Annotated in this window: 15 protein-coding genes; 4 read left to right on the top strand and 11 right to left on the bottom strand. The window is 61.5% G+C overall.

Annotated features, from left to right (window positions below):
• Window positions 1-99 precede the first annotated feature (99 nt).
• Window positions 100-945 (top strand): MipA/OmpV family protein, encoded by an 846-nt coding sequence (locus LNV08_RS10180; RefSeq protein ID WP_263533592.1) that lies wholly within the window; start codon window positions 100-102, stop codon window positions 943-945.
• A 205-nt stretch (window positions 946-1,150) separates the two neighbouring features.
• Here LNV08_RS10180 and LNV08_RS10185 read toward each other — a convergent pair whose 3' ends face one another.
• The 7 genes from LNV08_RS10185 to LNV08_RS10215 all read right to left on the bottom strand — a co-directional run bounded on the left by LNV08_RS10185 (window position 1,151) and on the right by LNV08_RS10215 (window position 11,095).
• Window positions 1,151-2,098, bottom strand: a complete 948-nt coding sequence (locus LNV08_RS10185) for a carbohydrate kinase family protein (RefSeq protein ID WP_263533593.1) — start codon at window positions 2,096-2,098, stop codon at window positions 1,151-1,153.
• Entirely contained in the window at window positions 2,095-3,342 is a 1,248-nt protein-coding gene (locus LNV08_RS10190) for an AGE family epimerase/isomerase (protein ID WP_263533594.1), read from the bottom strand. The genes LNV08_RS10185 and LNV08_RS10190 overlap by 4 nt, the downstream gene beginning before the upstream one ends.
• Window positions 3,343-3,681: 339 nt before the next feature.
• A complete protein-coding gene (locus LNV08_RS10195; protein WP_263533595.1) occupies window positions 3,682-7,278 on the bottom strand; it encodes an ABC transporter permease/M1 family aminopeptidase in 3,597 nt (1,198 codons plus the stop codon).
• An 11-nt stretch (window positions 7,279-7,289) separates the two neighbouring features.
• Complete coding sequence (locus LNV08_RS10200; RefSeq protein WP_263533596.1) at window positions 7,290-8,192, bottom strand: ABC transporter ATP-binding protein; 903 nt, start codon at window positions 8,190-8,192, stop codon at window positions 7,290-7,292.
• A 168-nt stretch (window positions 8,193-8,360) separates the two neighbouring features.
• On the bottom strand, window positions 8,361-9,236 hold the full coding sequence (locus LNV08_RS10205; RefSeq protein WP_263533597.1) for a LytR/AlgR family response regulator transcription factor: 876 nt from the start codon (window positions 9,234-9,236) through the stop codon (window positions 8,361-8,363).
• Window positions 9,237-9,245: 9 nt separating this feature from the next.
• A complete protein-coding gene (locus LNV08_RS10210; protein ID WP_263533598.1) occupies window positions 9,246-9,671 on the bottom strand; it encodes a hypothetical protein in 426 nt (141 codons plus the stop codon).
• Complete coding sequence (locus tag LNV08_RS10215; protein ID WP_263533599.1) at window positions 9,668-11,095, bottom strand: sensor histidine kinase; 1,428 nt, start codon at window positions 11,093-11,095, stop codon at window positions 9,668-9,670. The genes LNV08_RS10210 and LNV08_RS10215 overlap by 4 nt, the downstream gene beginning before the upstream one ends.
• A 122-nt stretch (window positions 11,096-11,217) precedes the next feature.
• Between LNV08_RS10215 and LNV08_RS10220 the strand changes: the two genes are divergently transcribed.
• Both LNV08_RS10220 and LNV08_RS10225 read left to right on the top strand, forming a co-directional pair.
• Window positions 11,218-11,559, top strand: a complete 342-nt coding sequence (locus LNV08_RS10220) for a hypothetical protein (protein WP_263533600.1) — start codon at window positions 11,218-11,220, stop codon at window positions 11,557-11,559.
• A gap of 369 nt (window positions 11,560-11,928) precedes the next feature.
• Window positions 11,929-12,642, top strand: a complete 714-nt coding sequence (locus tag LNV08_RS10225; RefSeq protein WP_263533601.1) for a PEP-CTERM sorting domain-containing protein — start codon at window positions 11,929-11,931, stop codon at window positions 12,640-12,642.
• A gap of 72 nt (window positions 12,643-12,714) precedes the next feature.
• Here LNV08_RS10225 and LNV08_RS10230 read toward each other — a convergent pair whose 3' ends face one another.
• The 3 genes from LNV08_RS10230 to LNV08_RS10240 all read right to left on the bottom strand — a co-directional run bounded on the left by LNV08_RS10230 (window position 12,715) and on the right by LNV08_RS10240 (window position 14,489).
• Window positions 12,715-13,284, bottom strand: coding sequence for a YceI family protein (locus LNV08_RS10230; protein WP_263533602.1), 570 nt, complete (start codon window positions 13,282-13,284; stop codon window positions 12,715-12,717).
• A 63-nt stretch (window positions 13,285-13,347) separates the two neighbouring features.
• Complete coding sequence (locus LNV08_RS10235; protein WP_263533603.1) at window positions 13,348-13,908, bottom strand: YceI family protein; 561 nt, start codon at window positions 13,906-13,908, stop codon at window positions 13,348-13,350.
• Window positions 13,905-14,489 (bottom strand): cytochrome b, encoded by a 585-nt coding sequence (locus tag LNV08_RS10240; RefSeq protein WP_263533604.1) that lies wholly within the window; start codon window positions 14,487-14,489, stop codon window positions 13,905-13,907. Before LNV08_RS10240 ends, LNV08_RS10235 begins: the two co-directional genes overlap by 4 nt.
• A 180-nt stretch (window positions 14,490-14,669) precedes the next feature.
• Here LNV08_RS10240 and LNV08_RS10245 point away from each other — a divergent pair, with 180 nt between their 5' ends.
• A complete protein-coding gene (locus LNV08_RS10245; protein ID WP_263533605.1) occupies window positions 14,670-15,257 on the top strand; it encodes an HD domain-containing protein in 588 nt (195 codons plus the stop codon).
• A gap of 255 nt (window positions 15,258-15,512) precedes the next feature.
• On the opposite strand, the gene LNV08_RS10250 is transcribed toward LNV08_RS10245, so the two are convergent.
• Entirely contained in the window at window positions 15,513-16,373 is an 861-nt protein-coding gene (locus tag LNV08_RS10250; RefSeq protein WP_263534068.1) for an MBL fold metallo-hydrolase, read from the bottom strand.
• Between the last annotated feature and the right edge of the window lie 391 nt (window positions 16,374-16,764).

The raw sequence follows: 16,764 nt of genomic DNA on the forward strand, positions 1-16,764 counted from the left end.
CTGACTTAGTCGCCCTGCAGACCAATTTCGGGACACCCTCGCGCCTTGAGCAAGCCACATGGCGGCGAGCGCCCTCACTGATCAAAGCATCGAACTCCAATGCACAACTTCAAATCCAATTCAAGCCAGATCAAGGTCGCGGCTTGCCGTAGCAACTCACTCGCGGCCTTGCTTGCGCTTGGCCTTTGTAGTGCGATGCCGGCGGCGCATGCCGATGATTTGTTGGCCATCAGGGCCATGTTGGGCGACACAGAGCGCTCGCCGGTGCCGGGCGGTTGGACAGTGGGCGGCGTGGCCTACACCGGCTCTTCGGTCTACAAGGACGGGCCCAACACGACGCTGCCCGTCCCCGGCGGCATCTATATCGGCAAAGACTTTATGTATCTGGGCGACCGCGCTTTCTACACCTTTGCGCGCCAGGGGTCCATGCAGTTTTACGGTCGCCTCAGGCTGCGTTTGGGTAATCTCGATCCGGCGGATACGTCCAAATGGGAAGGGATGGAAAAGCGCAAGGGCCAGCTTGAGGCGGGTTTGGGCGTGGGCCTGGTCAGCGACGTTGGCCTCTGGACCGCGCGCTTCAGCAGCGACGTCAGCGGCCGCAGCAAGGGCACGGAGTTGCTCTTCAACTGGTCGGCGCCCTTGGTGCATGAACGCTGGATGGTGATGCCGGGCGTGGGCGCGATGTGGCGCCAAGACAAGCTGGCCAACTACTTTTTTGGCGGCGTCTCGGCGGCCGAGGCGGCGCCCGGTCGGCCGGCTTACAACGTCGGCCATGCATGGTCTGTTGTGCCCAGTTTGGTGGCGTCGTACCGAATCAACCCGCAATGGTTGATCGGCGGCGTGCTGAGCGCTGATGTGTTCTCTGACACGATCAAGAACAGCCCGCTGGTGCAGCAAAGAGCACGCTACGACATTTTGTTCGGCGTGGGATACGTCTGGCGCTGATTGGCCAGGGGCTGCGCTTCTAGGGGGGGCATGTCGCTCAAATGGCGCAGGGGCTGGCAAGCGTCAGTCAGCTGTGAAAGCGCATGCCTCGCAAAAACCACCCTGCAGCGATTCTGGGCAGCCCAGGCCCAATCTCCAAACGAGTCAACAGCGCGGAAAAAAACAGTATTTCTCGGCCTCAACCTGTCAGTTCTGACAGTTGAATTCAGACCCGAACACAGCTATTCGACACCTCGCTGACCACAACTTGACCCGCCAACAGCGCCAGTTGCTGCAGGCTCAAGGGCGCCGCCCCCGCCACTTGGCAAGCGGCCGCGCCGGCTGCTACCGCCCAACGCAGATGTTGCTGCGGCGGCGCTCCGATGGGTTCGCGCAGCAGACTGAACAGCAAGCCGGCCATGGCGGCATCGCCGGCGCCGACCGTGTCAACCACGTCTATCTCCGGTGGGCGCGCCTGCACTTCTCCTTCATCATGAAATAGACTCGCCCCGTCAGCACCACGCGTTAGCAGCACCAGCGCATGCGGATTCCAATCGGTGATTTGCGCCAGCCCGAGCCTATGGTCGGGGCTGCGGAACAGGCCGCAGAGGTCTTCGTCCGAGACCTTGATCACGTCGGCGATGCGGCACATGCGCTGTAGCGTAGCGTCGTATCGCGCATCCATGGCCATGGCGCGGAAGTTCGGGTCATAGCTGATGCGCTTGCCCGCGCTTTTCAGCGACTCGGCCAAATCGAGCAGGCGCGCAGCCAATGGTTCGCGCGTCAGGCTGATGCCGCCGAAATGCGCCCACAACAGATCGTCGCGCCAGCCACGGGGTAGCGCATCCGGCTGAAAGTACAGGTCGGCGCTGTCGTCGCCGACAAAGAAATACTGCGGCGGCGCGGTCTCGTGCACCACGGCCAGCAAGGGCGACTTATGGGCTAACTGCTGAGTGAAGCGCATATCGAGGCCGGCAGCTTGGGCTGCCTGCCACAGCGCCTGGCCGAACACATCGGCGCTGATCGCTCCGCCAAAGGCCGTGGGCACACCCAAGCCCGCCAGCGCTCTCGCCAGATTCCACGGTGCGCCGCCGCAGACCGAAGTCCATTGCTCGGGCCCGCTGCGTATCAGGTCGGTCAGCGCCTCGCCGAAGGAAACCACGCTTGGCATCATGATGCCGCCCGCTCCAGCGCGGCCAGCATCTCATAGCAGGCGCCCATGGTGTGGTAGTCGGTCTTGCCGGCCGGGCTCTTCTCGTCGCTATAGGCGCTGTTGTCCGGCTTGAGGATGCGAAACCATGCGCCGTGCTGATGGTCGATCATGTGATCCCAGGCGTAAGACCAAATCAAGTCGTACCAGGCCCAGTACTGGGCCTCGCCGGTGCGCAAGGCCAAGAGGCCGGCGGCGGCCAGGCTTTCGGCCTGCACCCAGAAATACTTGTCGGCATCGCAGACCTCGCCGTCTGGGGCAAAGCCGTAGACCAGGCCGCCATGCTCGCGGTCCCAGGCGTGGCGCATCGCCTGGCTGAACAAGGCCTGCGCACGCGGCAGCAGCCAGTCGCCGTCGTCTGCCAGCAAAGCGCGGTGGCGCTCCAGCGTCAGCAAGAGCTTGGCCCATTCGCTCAAATGACCCGGCTGTATGCCCCAGGGGCGGAAGATATTCGTCTTGTCTTCGCGGTTGTAGTCCCAATCGGGCAGCCAGTCGGATTTGTAATGCTCCCAGATCTGGCCATCGGACAGTGCTGCTTGGCGCATGGTGATATTGCGCGCCAGGGTTTCGGCGCGCAGCAAATAGCGCTGATCGGCCGTTGCGTCAAAGGCCGCCAGCATCGCTTCACAGGCATGCATATTGGCGTTCTGACCTCGGTAGGGGTCAAGTCTTGACCAATCTGCGCTGGCCACGTCGGCATACAAGCCGGCCTCGGGGTTCCAGAACCGCGCCTCCATCAAAGCCCAGGTTTCGTCCATCCAAGCCACGGCTTCGGGCTCACCCGCCAGCGCAGCATGGGCATAGGCCAGCATCACAAAGGCCAGGCCGTAGCAATGGTTGTCGGCGTCAATGGGCTGTGCAGCGCCGTCTTGCCAGCGCAAGCACCACAGGTAGCCGCCAGTGTCGGGTTGGCGATGGGCGTCGCGCAGGAAGCGCAGACCGTGACGCATCATCTGCCGGTATTGCTCGCCCCCAAAGTGACGATAGGCCATCGCATAGTTGAAAACAAAGCGAGTGCTGCTGACCAGATGGCGGGTTTGTGAGTCATAGACCCTTCCGTCATCGCGGTAGAAGTGGAAGAAGCCGCCACTTGCATCGACGCACACCGGATCGTAAAAACTCAAGGCGTGGCGCACATGGGCGCGCAAGGTGGCGGGGTCGCGAAAATTCGGGGAGTCCGGCTGACCGGTTTTTGCAGGCGTATTCATTCGGCAATTAGAAGCCAGGATAGGCCCCAATAGTGACTGCACCCTGCGAGCCTTGCTAGCCCTTATCCTTAGAAATGCTGCGCTTTGAGTTTGCCAAAGGGCTGCTTGCGGACCTGCTTCGGACATGCGATCGCCGAGTCGCTGAACGGCCGGACTCGAAGGAAGCTGCTATGGACTACCTGAAAATGAGCGTCAGCAATTGGCCTAACGCTAGATTTGGGCGAGCTTCGGCAAAGGGCACTTTGATGCCATTTTTCGCCCTTTTCCGCCCTTTTCCGCCCATTCCCGCCCGCATCAGCGCTAAGTTGGCTGGCTGGCTGGCCGCCAGCAGCCAGCCCCTTACTGCACCTCCACCTTGCTCAAGTTGTCATCCGAGTTCCGGTCGATCCGCATGTTGTAGGGGTCGACGCCGACCCAGGCAGGCGCTTTGTCGAGCAGCAAGGTAATCTGCTGCTTGCCCGACTTCAGCGGCCGGCGCTCCATCAATAACACCGAGTCCCGTGTGAAGCCCTTTTTGCCCGGCTCGGCGCTGAAGGCGCCAATGTCCAGTGCCTCGTTCAGCGGACTCTCGGTCTCGCGGCCCTTGCCGTCGGCATACAGCTTCTTGGCCTCGACGGTGAAAGTGACTTCGAACTTGCCGTCGGTGCGCTTGCTGGCTTTGGCGTCCGTCGCCTTCAGATCCAAGAGCGTGATTTTCTCGAACAGGTCAACGATCAAGGCCTCATGTTCCGGCCCGGCCTCGGCGCGCAAGAGGCGCAGAAAGTCGCGCGTGTCGGCATAGGGCGCGGCCTTGAAGGCGAACTCGGCCAGCAGCTTTTGCAGTGCCCGGTTGACCTTCTCTTCGCCTATCAGCTCTTTGAGCGAATACATCACCACAGCGCCTTTGCGGTAATGGATATAGGCCTGGTTCTCGACGCGGGCCAGTGGCAGCTCTTCCACCGCCTCGCCGGCACGTCCGCTCAGGTAACGGTCCAGTTCATATTTTAGGAATTTGCGGATCTGGGCCTTGCCATAGAGCTTTTCCATTACCAGCAGCGCCGAGTACTGGGCGAAGGACTCGCTCAGCAGCGTCATGCCTTGCTTCTCGGCACCATTGATTTGGTGGCCCCACCACTGGTGTGCCATCTCGTGGGCGGTGACGAAGGTGACCAGATCCACTTTTTCGTCACGATCCGCGTCCTTGAAGTTCTGGATGAAGCCGATCGCTTCAGAGAAAGGCACCGTGCCCGCGAACGCCTGGGCGAAGCGCTCATAGGCGGGGAACTCCATGATGCGGGCCTGGCCGAACTGGTAGGGCGAAAACTGCTCGCTGTACAGATCCAAAGAGGCCTTCATCGCCGTGAACATGCGCTGCACATTGGTGTTATGGGCCGGGTGGTGATAGATCTCCAGCGCCACCGCTTTGCCGTCCTTGCCGGCCCAGCTGTCCTGCGCTTTTTGATAGCGGGCCGATTGCATCGAGAAGAAGTGGGCGGTCGGCGCATCGCTGCGGGTGACGATGGTGCGCCGGCCATGGGCCGTGCTGTCGCTGATGGTGGTGCCGGGGGCAATCGGGGTTTGATCGGCATCGGTGCTCAGCGTGATCTCGGCGTTGACCAGATCGCTGTCATGGCGCAGATAGTTGTGGGTATTGGCGCCTTCGTCCTCCAGTTTGGCGACGCGCAACTCGGGCGGCAGCCCGTGCTTGCGGCGAATGGCGCGGTCTTGCAGCAGCAGGCCGCGCGGCACGCCCAGCATGGGCGCGAACTGCTGGTTGCTGATGAAGCTGCCGTTGGGAGCGATCTGCGTCTGCGGCCTGCCGTTGACAAAACCTACTTGCTCCATGCGGATGGCAAAGCTCAGGCCGAGCTTCTCGCCCGCTTGCAGCGGTTTGCTGAGTCGGTAGATGCGGTGCGCCAGGTCTTTGTATTCCTTCTCCAGCACGGCATCGTCCAGCGCCATGGCCTGCACCTTCAGACCCGGCGCCCATTGCACATGCACCTGGCTGATGGGTTTGCCGCTGCGGTTCTCCATTTGGTAGCTGCCCTCAATGTCGGCGCGGGCTTGGTTCGGGTAGAGCTCGACCTTGAGCTTGACGTCGGTGATGGTGGGTTGCGGCAGCTCGGCAAAACCCCATAGGGTCTTCTCGTAGTCCGCCTGGCGCTGTTCCTGTGCGGGGGCGGTGACGTACTCGTTCAGCACATTGCTGTTGTAGTAGATGTAGGCGCCGGTGCCTACCCAAGCCAGCGTGGCCGCGCCCAAGAGCAGGCCCGGCGTGCCGGCCAGGCGTTGGCGCAAGAGGTTCAGGCGTGGCTGCAGCCGGGTCTCAACCCCGCGCCGCCACATCAGGTGGGTGGCGACCAGGAGCATGGCGCCAAAAGCCAGCCAATAGGCCTGGTGCCAGGCGCGGCCTATCCAGAAGCGGCCCATCTCGTTCATGTCCGACAGCGGCACCTCCGGCATGCCGGCATAGGTGTAGAGCTTGTGCTCAAACCCCATGCTGCCCATCACCATGCCCAAGACCATCAAGACCATCATCACGGCCCAGCCGACGAATTTGTGCGGCACCATGGCCTGCACAAAGATCGAGAGAATTGCCAGCAAGACGGCCGAAATCAGGCCCGGCAAGACCAGCCACAGCAGATAGGCCGCCGGCTGAATCTGGGTGAAGCCATGGCCCAGCTGGAACAAGATGCCGGTCAGCATGGCGGTCAAGTAACAAGCCAGCAGCACGCCACTGATGGCCAGCACTTTGGGCAGTAAAAAGGCCCAGTTCGGCGCCGCGCTGGCGTCCACAATCTCGTGCATGCGGCGCTCGCGGTCCCGCCAGACCAACTCGCCCGCGTAGTAGATCGCGATCAAGAGCGGGATGATGCCAAAGCTGCCTTCCAGCGCATCCACCACCGACCTTGTCACAGGCAAATAGGCAACGCCACGCTCCGAGGTGGTTAAAAGCAGACCAGCCATTGCGTTCAACACGCCGATGGCCAGCAGCACAAAAAAGGCCGGACTCTTGAACACAAAGCGCATATCGAAGCGGGTCAGCGCGCGCAACTGCAGCCAGGCGGTACTGCCGCCATGGCTGGGGCTGGCCAGACGCTTAGGGCTTGGCAATGCGTCGCTCTTGTCAATCTTCTCGGCCTTGGCTGCAGCTTTGGCGGGCGTCTCGAACTGGAACAAACGGTAGGCCAGGCCAAACAGCGCGGCGGCCACACTCAGCCAGATCAGCCGGTTGTAGAGCAGCATGCCGCTCAAGCTCGGCAGCAGGGTGTTGCGGTCGGCGGCGGTCCAGTACTTGGTCACGCGGTTCAAGGCGCCGATGGCGAAGGGGTCGGCCAGGCCCGAGGCGAGGTCCAGCGAGGGGTCCTTCAGCAAGACCCGCGAGGCACCGAACAGGACGATGAAGGCGACAGCGCCGACATAGGTCCACATCATCGAGCGCGTGATGGTGGCCAGCGCGAAGAAGCCCGCGCCCAGCACCAATAAGGTGGGCACGCTCATCACCAGTTGGCCGAAGATGTAATGGCTCAGCACCAATGGGCCTAACTGCTCTGCGTCCAGCCAAGGCATCATGGAGCCGATCAGAATGGCCAGGGGCACGGCGGTGGTGACCAAAAATGCCACAAACATCGCGCCCAAGAAGCGGCCAATCAGATAGTCGAATTTGCTCACGCGCGTGGAGCGCAGGATGGACGCGAAGCCGAATTCCTCGTCGCGGACCACCACATTGGCCACAAAGGCGGTGACGATGAAGATCGCCATCAGGTTCATGGTGACGACGATCTGCAAAATGGCAAAAGGCGAGTTGAGATTGCTGGCACCCTTGGGGCCGCCGATCTGAATATCGGTCGAGACGATGGCGCCAAAGCTCATCAGGAAGAAGATCACAAAACTGATCAGGAACAGCGGCGAGCGCAGTTGGTAGCGCGCCTCGAAGGCGAAGATTTTGCTGAGCATCTCTTGCTCCCTCAAGCCGCAGCGGCTGGGTTTGCTGCACTGGACTTGCGCGCTTGCACCAGTGTGGCGAAGTAGAGGTCCTCCAGGTCCCCATCGACCGCCTCGAAGCCAGCCTCGGGCGCCGAGTCGGCCAGCACATGGATGACGGTCTGGCCGCCGCGCAGACGGTTGGAGATGACATTCAGTTCGACCTGGTAGCGCGGCAGCGAAGCGCTGTCGACGGTGCGCCGCCAGACTCGGCCCTGCAACTCGCGGCTCAACTCCAGCGGTGCGCCGGTCTGCACAATCTTGCCGTTATTGATGATGGCCATGCGCGGGCACAGATCGGCCACATCCTCGACGATATGGGTGGATAAAATCACCACCACGTTCTCGCCGATCTCGGCCAACAGATTGTTGAAACGGTTGCGCTCCTCCGGGTCGAGGCCGGCAGTCGGCTCGTCGACGATGACCAGCGTGGGGTTGCCGATCAAGGCTTGCGCGACACCGAAGCGCTGGCGCATGCCGCCCGAATAGCCGGCCACTGCCTTTTTTCGCACGCCCCACAAATTGACCTGCGCCAGCAGGGTTTCGACGGTGTCTTTGCGCTCGCCTGCGTTGGCGATGCCTTTCAAGACGGCCAGATGGTCGAGCAACTCGTAGGCGGAGACGCGGGGGTAGACACCAAAGTCCTGCGGCAGATAGCCCAGCGTAGCGCGCAGCTTTTCGGGCTGCTTGACCACGTCAATGTCACCAAACTGGATGCTGCCGGAACTGGGGGTTTGCAGTGTCGCGATGCAGCGCATCAAAGAGGACTTGCCGGCGCCGTTGGGGCCAAGCAGGCCGAACATGCCCTTGGGAATTTCAAGATTGACGCCATCCAGCGCTTTGGTCCCGTTGGGGTAGACGTGGGTGAGATTGGTGAGTTGTAGCATCGGTGAGCGCCTGGTGTTTTTGCTGAAGCAGCGTTGAGTGGCGCCAGTTTGCTCGCTGCCGATTCGCAAATCCAAGGCCTTGCGACACACTGCAAAAAATTTGGCCCGAGTTGCATCTGGTGCAACTCGGGCCAAATAGGCTTGGTGTTCAGCGCAACGAAGCGGCGCTTACATGCCCTTGAACAAATGCGTGTAGCTGCGGCTGACTTCGAGCTTCTCCGTCAGGCCTTTGACGCCGACCATCTGGCGGCCCCGGAAGTCGCGGGTGATGCCGTCGATGGCGCGGGCATTGACCAGGGTCGAGCGGTGCACCTGCCAGAACAGCGCCGGGTCCAGCTCGTCCACCAGCTCCTTGATCGGCTTGCGGATCAGGGCCTCGACGCGCGCCGTCTGCACCCGCGTGTACTTCTCGTCGCTGATGAAGAACAGCACGTCCTCGACCGGGATCATCTGGATCGCTTGGCCCACGGTGGCCTGAATCCACTGCAGATACTTCGGTGCGGAGGCGGGGTTGATTTGGGCGGAGAGCTTGTGCAGCAATTGCTGCAGCGGTGCGGCGGCCCGGCTGTCGCCGGGCGCATCGGCTGCTGCCGGGCCATCGCTGCCATCGCGCATGGCCAGGCGTTTCTTGATGCGCTGCACGGTCAGCGCCAAACGATCACGCTCGGCCGGCTTGAGCACATAGTCGGCCACACCTTGCTCGAAGGCTTCGACCGCGTATTGGTCATAGGCGGTGATGAAGACGATCTCGGGCAACACCCAGTCTTCACCCTCGGGCACATCATCGCCGCCGCCCATCTGGGCGATCTGGCGTGCGGCGTCGACGCCGGTCAGGCCAGGCATGCGAATGTCCAGAAAGACCAGGTCCGGCCGGTGCTGCCGCACCAATTCGACGGCTTCGAGACCATTTTTGGCCTCGGCCACAATCTCCAGATCGGGCCAGACTTCGCTCAGGCGGGCGCGCAGTTGCTCGCGCATCAGGCGCTCATCGTCGGCCAAGACGGCGCGTATGCGCGGGGAGTCGGAATGTTGGGTTGAATTCATCGGGCAATGCTAACGGGTGTGGGCTGGTGTGGGTGGGTTTGCTCGGCGCGGTGACCTTGGGCGCTTGTTTCGCAGCACCAGCCACAGCAGCAGCCCCAAAATGATGACTGGCGAGAACAACATCGCACCGAGGCTGAGCAGGCCCACGGCCACAAAGCCCAAGATCAGCACCGTCAGCAGCAGCGGCAAGCCGACGCTGAAGAGCAAGACCAGCGGTATCACCAGGCACAGCACGGCGCCGGTCGCCAAAACTCCCAAGACGGCGCCGACCCCGGACATCGCGTGTAGCCCCTCGATGTCCAGATCCTCGCCATTGATGCTGATGCTGACACCGGGCTGGGCCATCAACTCCTGCCATAAGGCGCCGCCCGCCAGCAGCCCCAGCAAGGCCAGCCCCAGGCTCAGAATCAGCAGCCATCTGAAAGTTGTTTTCATACCGAAGCTCCTTGTTTGTCATCAGAATCATGGCCGCGGCTGCGGTAGGGCACGGTGATCGTCACCTTGGTGCCGCTGGGCTGGTTTTCGCTGACGGTGACGCTGGCCTTGGCGCCGTAGAGCAGCATCAAACGCTCGCGGATATTGGCCAGACCGACGCCGGTGCCGCCGGTGGCAGCGCGGCCAAAGCCCAGGCCGGTGTCGGCCACTGTGACCGCCAGCTTGCCATGGTTGATCTCGGCCTTGACCGTCAGCATGCCGCCTTCGGCTTTGGGCTCCAGGCCATGCTTGATCGCGTTCTCCACCAGGCTTTGCATCATCATTGGCGGGAACTCGGCCGACAGCAGGCCCTCGGGCACATCGATCGAGGTCATCAGCCGCTCTTCCATGCGCACCTTGAGAATCTCCAGATAAGGCTTGATGACGGCCAGCTCGCGGCCCAAGTCACGCACGCCGCTGGCATTGGCTTCGCGCATGGTCGGCATCGAGGCGCGCAAGAGCGCGATCAAATTCTTCTGCATCTGCGAGGCACGCGGCGGGTCGGTTTCGATCAGATGATCAATCGAGGCCAGGGTGTTGAAGAGGAAGTGCGGCTCGACCTGCGCTTGCATCGCGGCCATGCGGGCCTCGACGACTTGGCGTTTGAGCGACTCGGCCTCGGCCGTTTCGGTCGCCTGCGCGGCCTTCACTTCGGCCTGCAGCCGTCCCTTGTACGTCACCTTGATGAGGGCCGAACCGAGCGCAAAGAAGAAGGCCAGCTTGACCAGAAAGTCACCCAGATGCACAACCGTGGTGTGGCGTCGCGGCTGGCGCTGCGCTTCGCGAGCAGCGCGGCGGGCTTCTACGGCGGCTTCATGGGCGCTGGTCTTGGCCGCTTCAGCGGCAGCCTCCAATGCTTGTTCGATACCCGACTTGGCCTCTTCGATCGCCCGCTTGACCTCGGCCGACTTGGCCTCCTTGGGCAGCTTGATGGAAATCGAGGGCAGGTCAGGGTCGACCTCCGTGTTCTCGACGTCAGCCGACTCGGCAGACGACGCGGCGGCGTCTGGGGCCGAGGCGCCTGACTTGGCCTTGCGCGGCTGCACCTTGACGCCGTTCTCGTCGATGGTGATTTCGTAGTGAATCGGCTTGTCCGACTTGAGCAGCGGCTTGGCGGCGCGACGCGCCTCGGCCGAGGGCGCAGGCGGCGCCGGCGGCTCAGGTTCGGCGGGCTCGAAGACTTCGTCCGGCGTGATGGTGGAGCTGATGCGCCAAGTGAAGGGCGGCAGGTCCTGCAAGATATTGACGCCAATCATCAGCGCGATGGCGTAGACGACAAAGCGCTTCCAGCTGATGCTGACCAGCCAGCCGGCATAGACGTGAAAGACCCGCAGCACGGCGGCGGAGAGTCGTTGCCAGCGCTGATAAAGCGTGGGCTGATTCATGGACGAGGGACCTTGTTGCATGGCCCGCACTGTACTGAAGGCTTTGGCTGATGGCGGCCTGAGAGCGATACAGCGCAGGTCTGAGTGGCCGAAATGCACCGAAACGCGACAGTCGGCATACCTTGTCGCGAGGCGCTGGTACCGTTGGCGGCGGCACATCGGCACTGCTGCGCTTTGATCTGAGTACCTTGCCGCCGGCCGTCACGGCCGCCAAACTGGTCAAGGCCAGCTTGGTGATGTATGTCAACAGGGTCGGTGCGCCGGGTGCCATCGGCATCAAGTCCTGGACTGGCCAGGCGACGAAGACGGTCATGAGTGCTGCAAGCTACAGCGCCATCGGGCCGAATGCCTTGTTGACCTTGGGCGCCGGCCAGCGCATCAGCGCGACCGGGACATGTTGCAACTGTTCATATCGCTCACATCGTGCCCTCGGCCCAATCTGTGGATGGCGCGCCGCTGATTGACTGAGTTGCGGGCATGCGCGCGCCATTTCCCTGTGGCGCCCCCCTGGCAGCGCATTCCTTGGGGCTTGCTCGAGCTTGCGCAAAAGCCTAACAGCAGATTCAAAGTGCGATCAGCATCTGGCGTCGCTGCGGCGAGGATTAGCTCGGGCATGGCGCTAACGTCGCTCTAAGACGGGGTGATGTCAGGGCTCCAATTTGACACCTGCAAAGGAAATATTCACTTAACTCACGAGCGCACCCCCTGAATGAGGGGGGGTGTATGCGTTGGATATCGAGGTTAGACAAATATGATGCCGGCCGACGCAGAGTGGCCTGTGAGGGGGCCAAAAATTTGCGTCGGAAGTCATTTCAATATTCTCAGGGAAATTCATGAAACGTACATTTATTTTGGCTATAGCCGCCGTTTGCAACCTGGCCAACGCGGCTGTTCTTTTTGACAACGGGCCGGTTGTCAATGCGCAAAAAAAATCGGTTATCGCTGTCGGTGAAACCACAACTGGTCTCGGCGCCAATGGTCCACTCTATGTGGCCGACGACTTCAGCATCGAAGCCGGCAAGAGCTGGAATGTCACCAGCATCGATTTCTTCGCATATCAAACCAACGCCGCTGGATTCACTTTTGGCAATGCCAATTGGAGCATCGTTAAGGATGATGTGAACGGCGCGGTGGTGGCCTCTGGCACGACGGCGGTGACAAACGGTGGCCTTGTGGGCTATCGCGTGTCCAGCAGCCAACAGAACGCTACCACTCGCCCGATTTATGACCTGAATGCGGATATCGCTGACCAGAAATTGGATGCCGGCAACTATTGGCTGCGTTGGAATCTGACTGGTACCTTGTCTTCCGGCCCCTGGGTTGCCGTTACCTCGGACAATCGCCCAGGCAACGCGGCCCAAAAGACCTCGGTCAACGGGATTTTCAATACATGGCAAGAGTCCTCTACAAAAAGGAAGCATGATCTGCCTTTCGTCTTGAACGGCAATGTGGTTGCGGTGCCAGAACCACAAACCTATGCCTTGATGCTGGGCGGCCTGGCCTTGTTGGCCGGCGCGGCTCGCCGTCGCGGCAGCAAGCAAGCGTAATTTGTGCGCTGAGTTCGGCAATTAGAAAAGCGACCCTCGGGTCGCTTTTTTCTATCTTGAGCCGGTCTTTGTTTATTGCTTGACCGCTTCCACTTGAATGATCAGTTTGACGTTCTTGGGGAAGCCCCAGGCCAGGCCGTAGTCCACGCCCCACTGGGTGCGATCAATGGTGGCTTCAAAATCGCCGCCGCAGACTTCGCGCTTGAGCATGGGGTTGTCATAACAGTTGAAATGCGAGGCTTTGAGCGTGACCGGGTTGGTCTTGCCCATCAAGGTCAGCTGACCCTGCACTTCGCTGACCTTGTCGCCGTCAAAGACGAATTTGTCGCCGACGAACTTGGCGGTCGGGAACTTCTCGGCGTTCAGCAACTCGGCGCTGAGCAAGTGGGTGTTCATCGGTGCGAAGCCGGTGTTGGCCGAGGCGATCTCGAAGCTCACTTCAACGCGGCCGGTCTTTGCGGCGCGGTCAAACTGCACCGACCCTTCTTTCTTGTCAAAGCGGCCACGGTTGGTGGAGGTGCCGAAGTGGGTGATCTCGTAGGTCACAAAAGTGTGGCTGGGATCGATGGCATAGGTCGCTGGGGCGGCTTGGCAAAGGCCGGCGCTTGCGGCCAGGGCAAAAGTCAGAAGAAATTGTTTCATGCTGAGGATCTCGTGAGGAGTGGGAATTGAGGGTTGAGGGTCAAGGGGGAGGGAAGAGAAAAACTACAGTGCAGGGACGCCGTTGAAGGCGAGCTTGAACTTCACTTGCACCTCGTTGGCGACCAAGGAGGTGTCGGCCCATTCGCCGTCGCCGATCTTGAATTCGAGGCGTTTGAGTACAAAGCCGCCGCTGGCTGCGGTGATGCCGCCGGCCTGGGCCAACTGAACCGGTACGACGATGTCGCGGCTGAGGCCCTTGATGGTCAGCTTGCCGGCGACATCGAATTGATTGCTGCCTCGGGCCTTGATGGAGCTGCTTTGAAAATGCGCCAGCGGCAGCTTTTTGCTGTCAAACCAGGACGCTTTGGCGAGCTCGGACTCAAGCTCAGGCGCACCCAGGCTCACGCTGCCTAACTCGATATTGAAACTGACCTGACCGGCTTCGGGTTTCTTGGGGTCAAAGTTCAGCTTGGCGTCGAAGCGCTTGAAGCGGCCTTCTACCGGCACGCCCATCTGGCGGCTGGTGAAGCTGAGTTCGCTCAAGGCCGGCGCCAAATCCGCCGCGCTGGCGGGGCCGGCCGCGCTGGCCAGGCCGATCAAAAAAAGGGCAAGAAGGTTTCTCATGGGGCAGTTTTCCGCGTTTGCTTGAAAGGCGACATGCGTTGCAGCAGGCCGTCACGGTCGATGAAGTGATGTTTGAGGGCGGCGCCCAGATGCGCCAAGATCAGCGCGGCCAAGCCATAGGCCAGCAGTTGGTGGGCCTGCTTGAAGCTGGCCGCCAGCGCCTTGTCAACCGGCACAAAATCCGGCAGAGGCAAGACCCCGAACCACACGATGGGGAAACCCGCCGCCGAGCTGTAAGCCCAGCCCGCCAAGGGCACCGCAAAAAACAGCAGGTAGAGCAGACCGTGGGTCATATGCGCAGCCCGCGCTTGCCAGGCAGGCATGGGCAGCTCAGCCGGCGGGCGATGTGTCAAACGCCAAAGCAGGCGCAAGGCCGACAGCAGCAAGATGCTCACGCCCGCCCATTTATGCCAGTTGTACAGCTTCAGCCGGCTGGGCGAGAAGGGCAGGTCGCTCATATACAGGCCCAGGCCCAGCGCGCCGATGATGGCGATGGCGAGCAGCCAATGCAGGGCAATTGCGATTGCGCTGTAACGCAGGGGCTTGGCCTTAGCTGCGATGGGTGAGAGCTGTTGATCCATAGCCTGCAGTGTGCGTGATGGACCTCTGCGCATGGTTCAGCAGGCTTGTGTCTACTGTTCATGGTTTTTGAATGATCCGCGGCGTAACCATTCACGTTCACCGCGAATTCACCGTTTTGTCACGGTGCGGTCATCGCACGGCAGGCAAGATGGCGACACTGATTTTCAGAGGTGAGCGCAATGGACGTGGTACGCAAGATCGAGGCGCTGTTCGAGCGCCGGGGCGCATCGATTTACACCGGGCAGCGCCTGGAGCGGCGGGAAAGCGTGTCCGCGCTGGAGCATGCTTTGCAATGCGCGCAACTGGCCGAGTGGGCTTATGCCGACAACGCCTTGGTGGCTGCGGCCTTGCTGCATGATCTGGGGCAGTTGATCGATGCGCCGGCCGAAGCGAGCCTGTACAGCGACGAACATGAGCTGCGCGCACTCAATATGCTGGCGGCCGGCGGGTTCGGAAGCGATGTGCTGGAGCCTATCCGCTTGCACGTACAGGCAAAGCGTTACCTGATCTCCACCGACGAGCGTTACGCGGAGGGCTTGTCGGCGGCATCTCTGCATTCATTGGGCATGCAAGGTGGCCGCATGAATGCCGAGGAACGCCTCATCTTCATGGCCCAAACACAGTCTTCGCGCGCCTTGCAGCTGCGCCGCTGGGATGATTTGGCCAAACAGCCGGGCAAGCGCACGCCGCCGCTGGCCTATTACTTGAATCTGCTGGACGAGGTCTTGCGCGCAGCGCGTCAGCCGGCGCGGGTCGTGCTGGCCTGAGTGCCTGCGCAGCACGCATCCTACTTGAGGGGGATGGCGCTTTGTCAGAGCAAGCCAGATACTAGCAACCGATCGATACGCCGCCTGGACCTCGGCGTGTTGGTTGAAGGGGGAGGACGACGACGCCGACAAGCAAAGCCCGCAAGGGCCCCGCTTGTCGGCTTAGTTTTTTGTGCCGCCCGTTTTGTCTCCACCTGCGAGACTCGCTGCGGAGTCCTCATCGGGCCTTGACTGCCGCAAGCCGAGCCCACGGGCTCACCATTTCATTTCGCCCTTGTTGACCTTGGCGCCGATCTCCAAAGCGATGTCCAGGCCCGCCTGTGGGTAGGCTGTCTTCATGGTCTTGATCAGGGTTGCGGCGTCTGCTGCCTTGGGCAACTCGGTCTCGAAGCGCTGCAAATAGTTGATGGTGGCGGGGATGTGGCTGGCGTCCCAGTTGCTGCCCGGCAGCATATGACCAGGCACCACCACCTGCGGCTGCAAGGCGGCCATGCTGCCCAGCTTGCTGATCCAGGCTGCGCGTTCGGCGGCAGTTTGGGTGTCGGCCGTCCAGGCATGCAGGCCGCCGAAAACATTGACGCCGCCGACCACTGCCTTGATGGAAGGAATCCAAACATAGCTGCGATGCGCCAGACTGTCGTCCAGGCCGCGCACTTCCAGCGTCTGGCCTTCCAGTGTCAGCTGATTACCGACCAGGGCTTCCGGTAAGACCGGCGTGCGCGGCGCGTTGGCGCCCAGGCGTGGGCCCCAAACCTTGAGTTTGTTCGGCAGGGACGCTTCAATCTTCTTCAGCGTCGGCGCGGCAGCAAGGATGCGGGCCTGCGGAAACTCAGCGTGCAAGACCTCCAGGCCGAAGTAGAAGTCCGGGTCGGCTGCCGACACATAGATGGTGCTGAGCGTCTTGCCGCTGTCCAGCACCGCCGCCGCGACGCGCAGCGCATCGGCACGGGTGAAGCCGGCGTCCAGGAGGATGGCTTCCTTGGCACCCATCACCAGGACCGAGTTGACGTGAAAACTCTGTGGACCGTGATTGATCACCTTGAGACTGAGTGCGGCTGGGGCCGGGCTGGTGGCAGTGGCCGAGGCTGTGTTTGTTTGCGCCTGGGCGCCGACCATGCCGCTGGCCAAAAGCCCGGCGATGCCGAACTGCTTGAGCAGGCGAGGCAATTGCAAAAGCGTTGTGCGGGAGAGAGCTGGCTTGTTCATGTCTGATCCATTCGTTTGCGATGGGTCAGACTGTATTTGCGCGAAAACAATTGATAAACAGCGAATGCAGGACTAGTTTGTTGTCAAATTCGGGCGAATCCAACGGGGTGGCGGCACTGCTTTGAACAGGTACTCAGCGGTGCAAAGCCCGAGCGCGAGCCCCAGCTTGCGAGCGCGACAGAGGGCTGCAATCACTGCGTTCTTTGCACCGAAGCGGCCGCGCAAATGGACGGGCTCGGTTATGCTGCGCGCCGACTGCTGAGATGAGTTTTAGCCTCAGCGAGCGTGCCGCAGCCACCGT

This window comes from Paucibacter sp. TC2R-5, from assembly GCF_025717605.1.
Classification (GTDB): Bacteria; Pseudomonadota; Gammaproteobacteria; order Burkholderiales; family Burkholderiaceae_C; genus Paucibacter_A; species Paucibacter_A albus.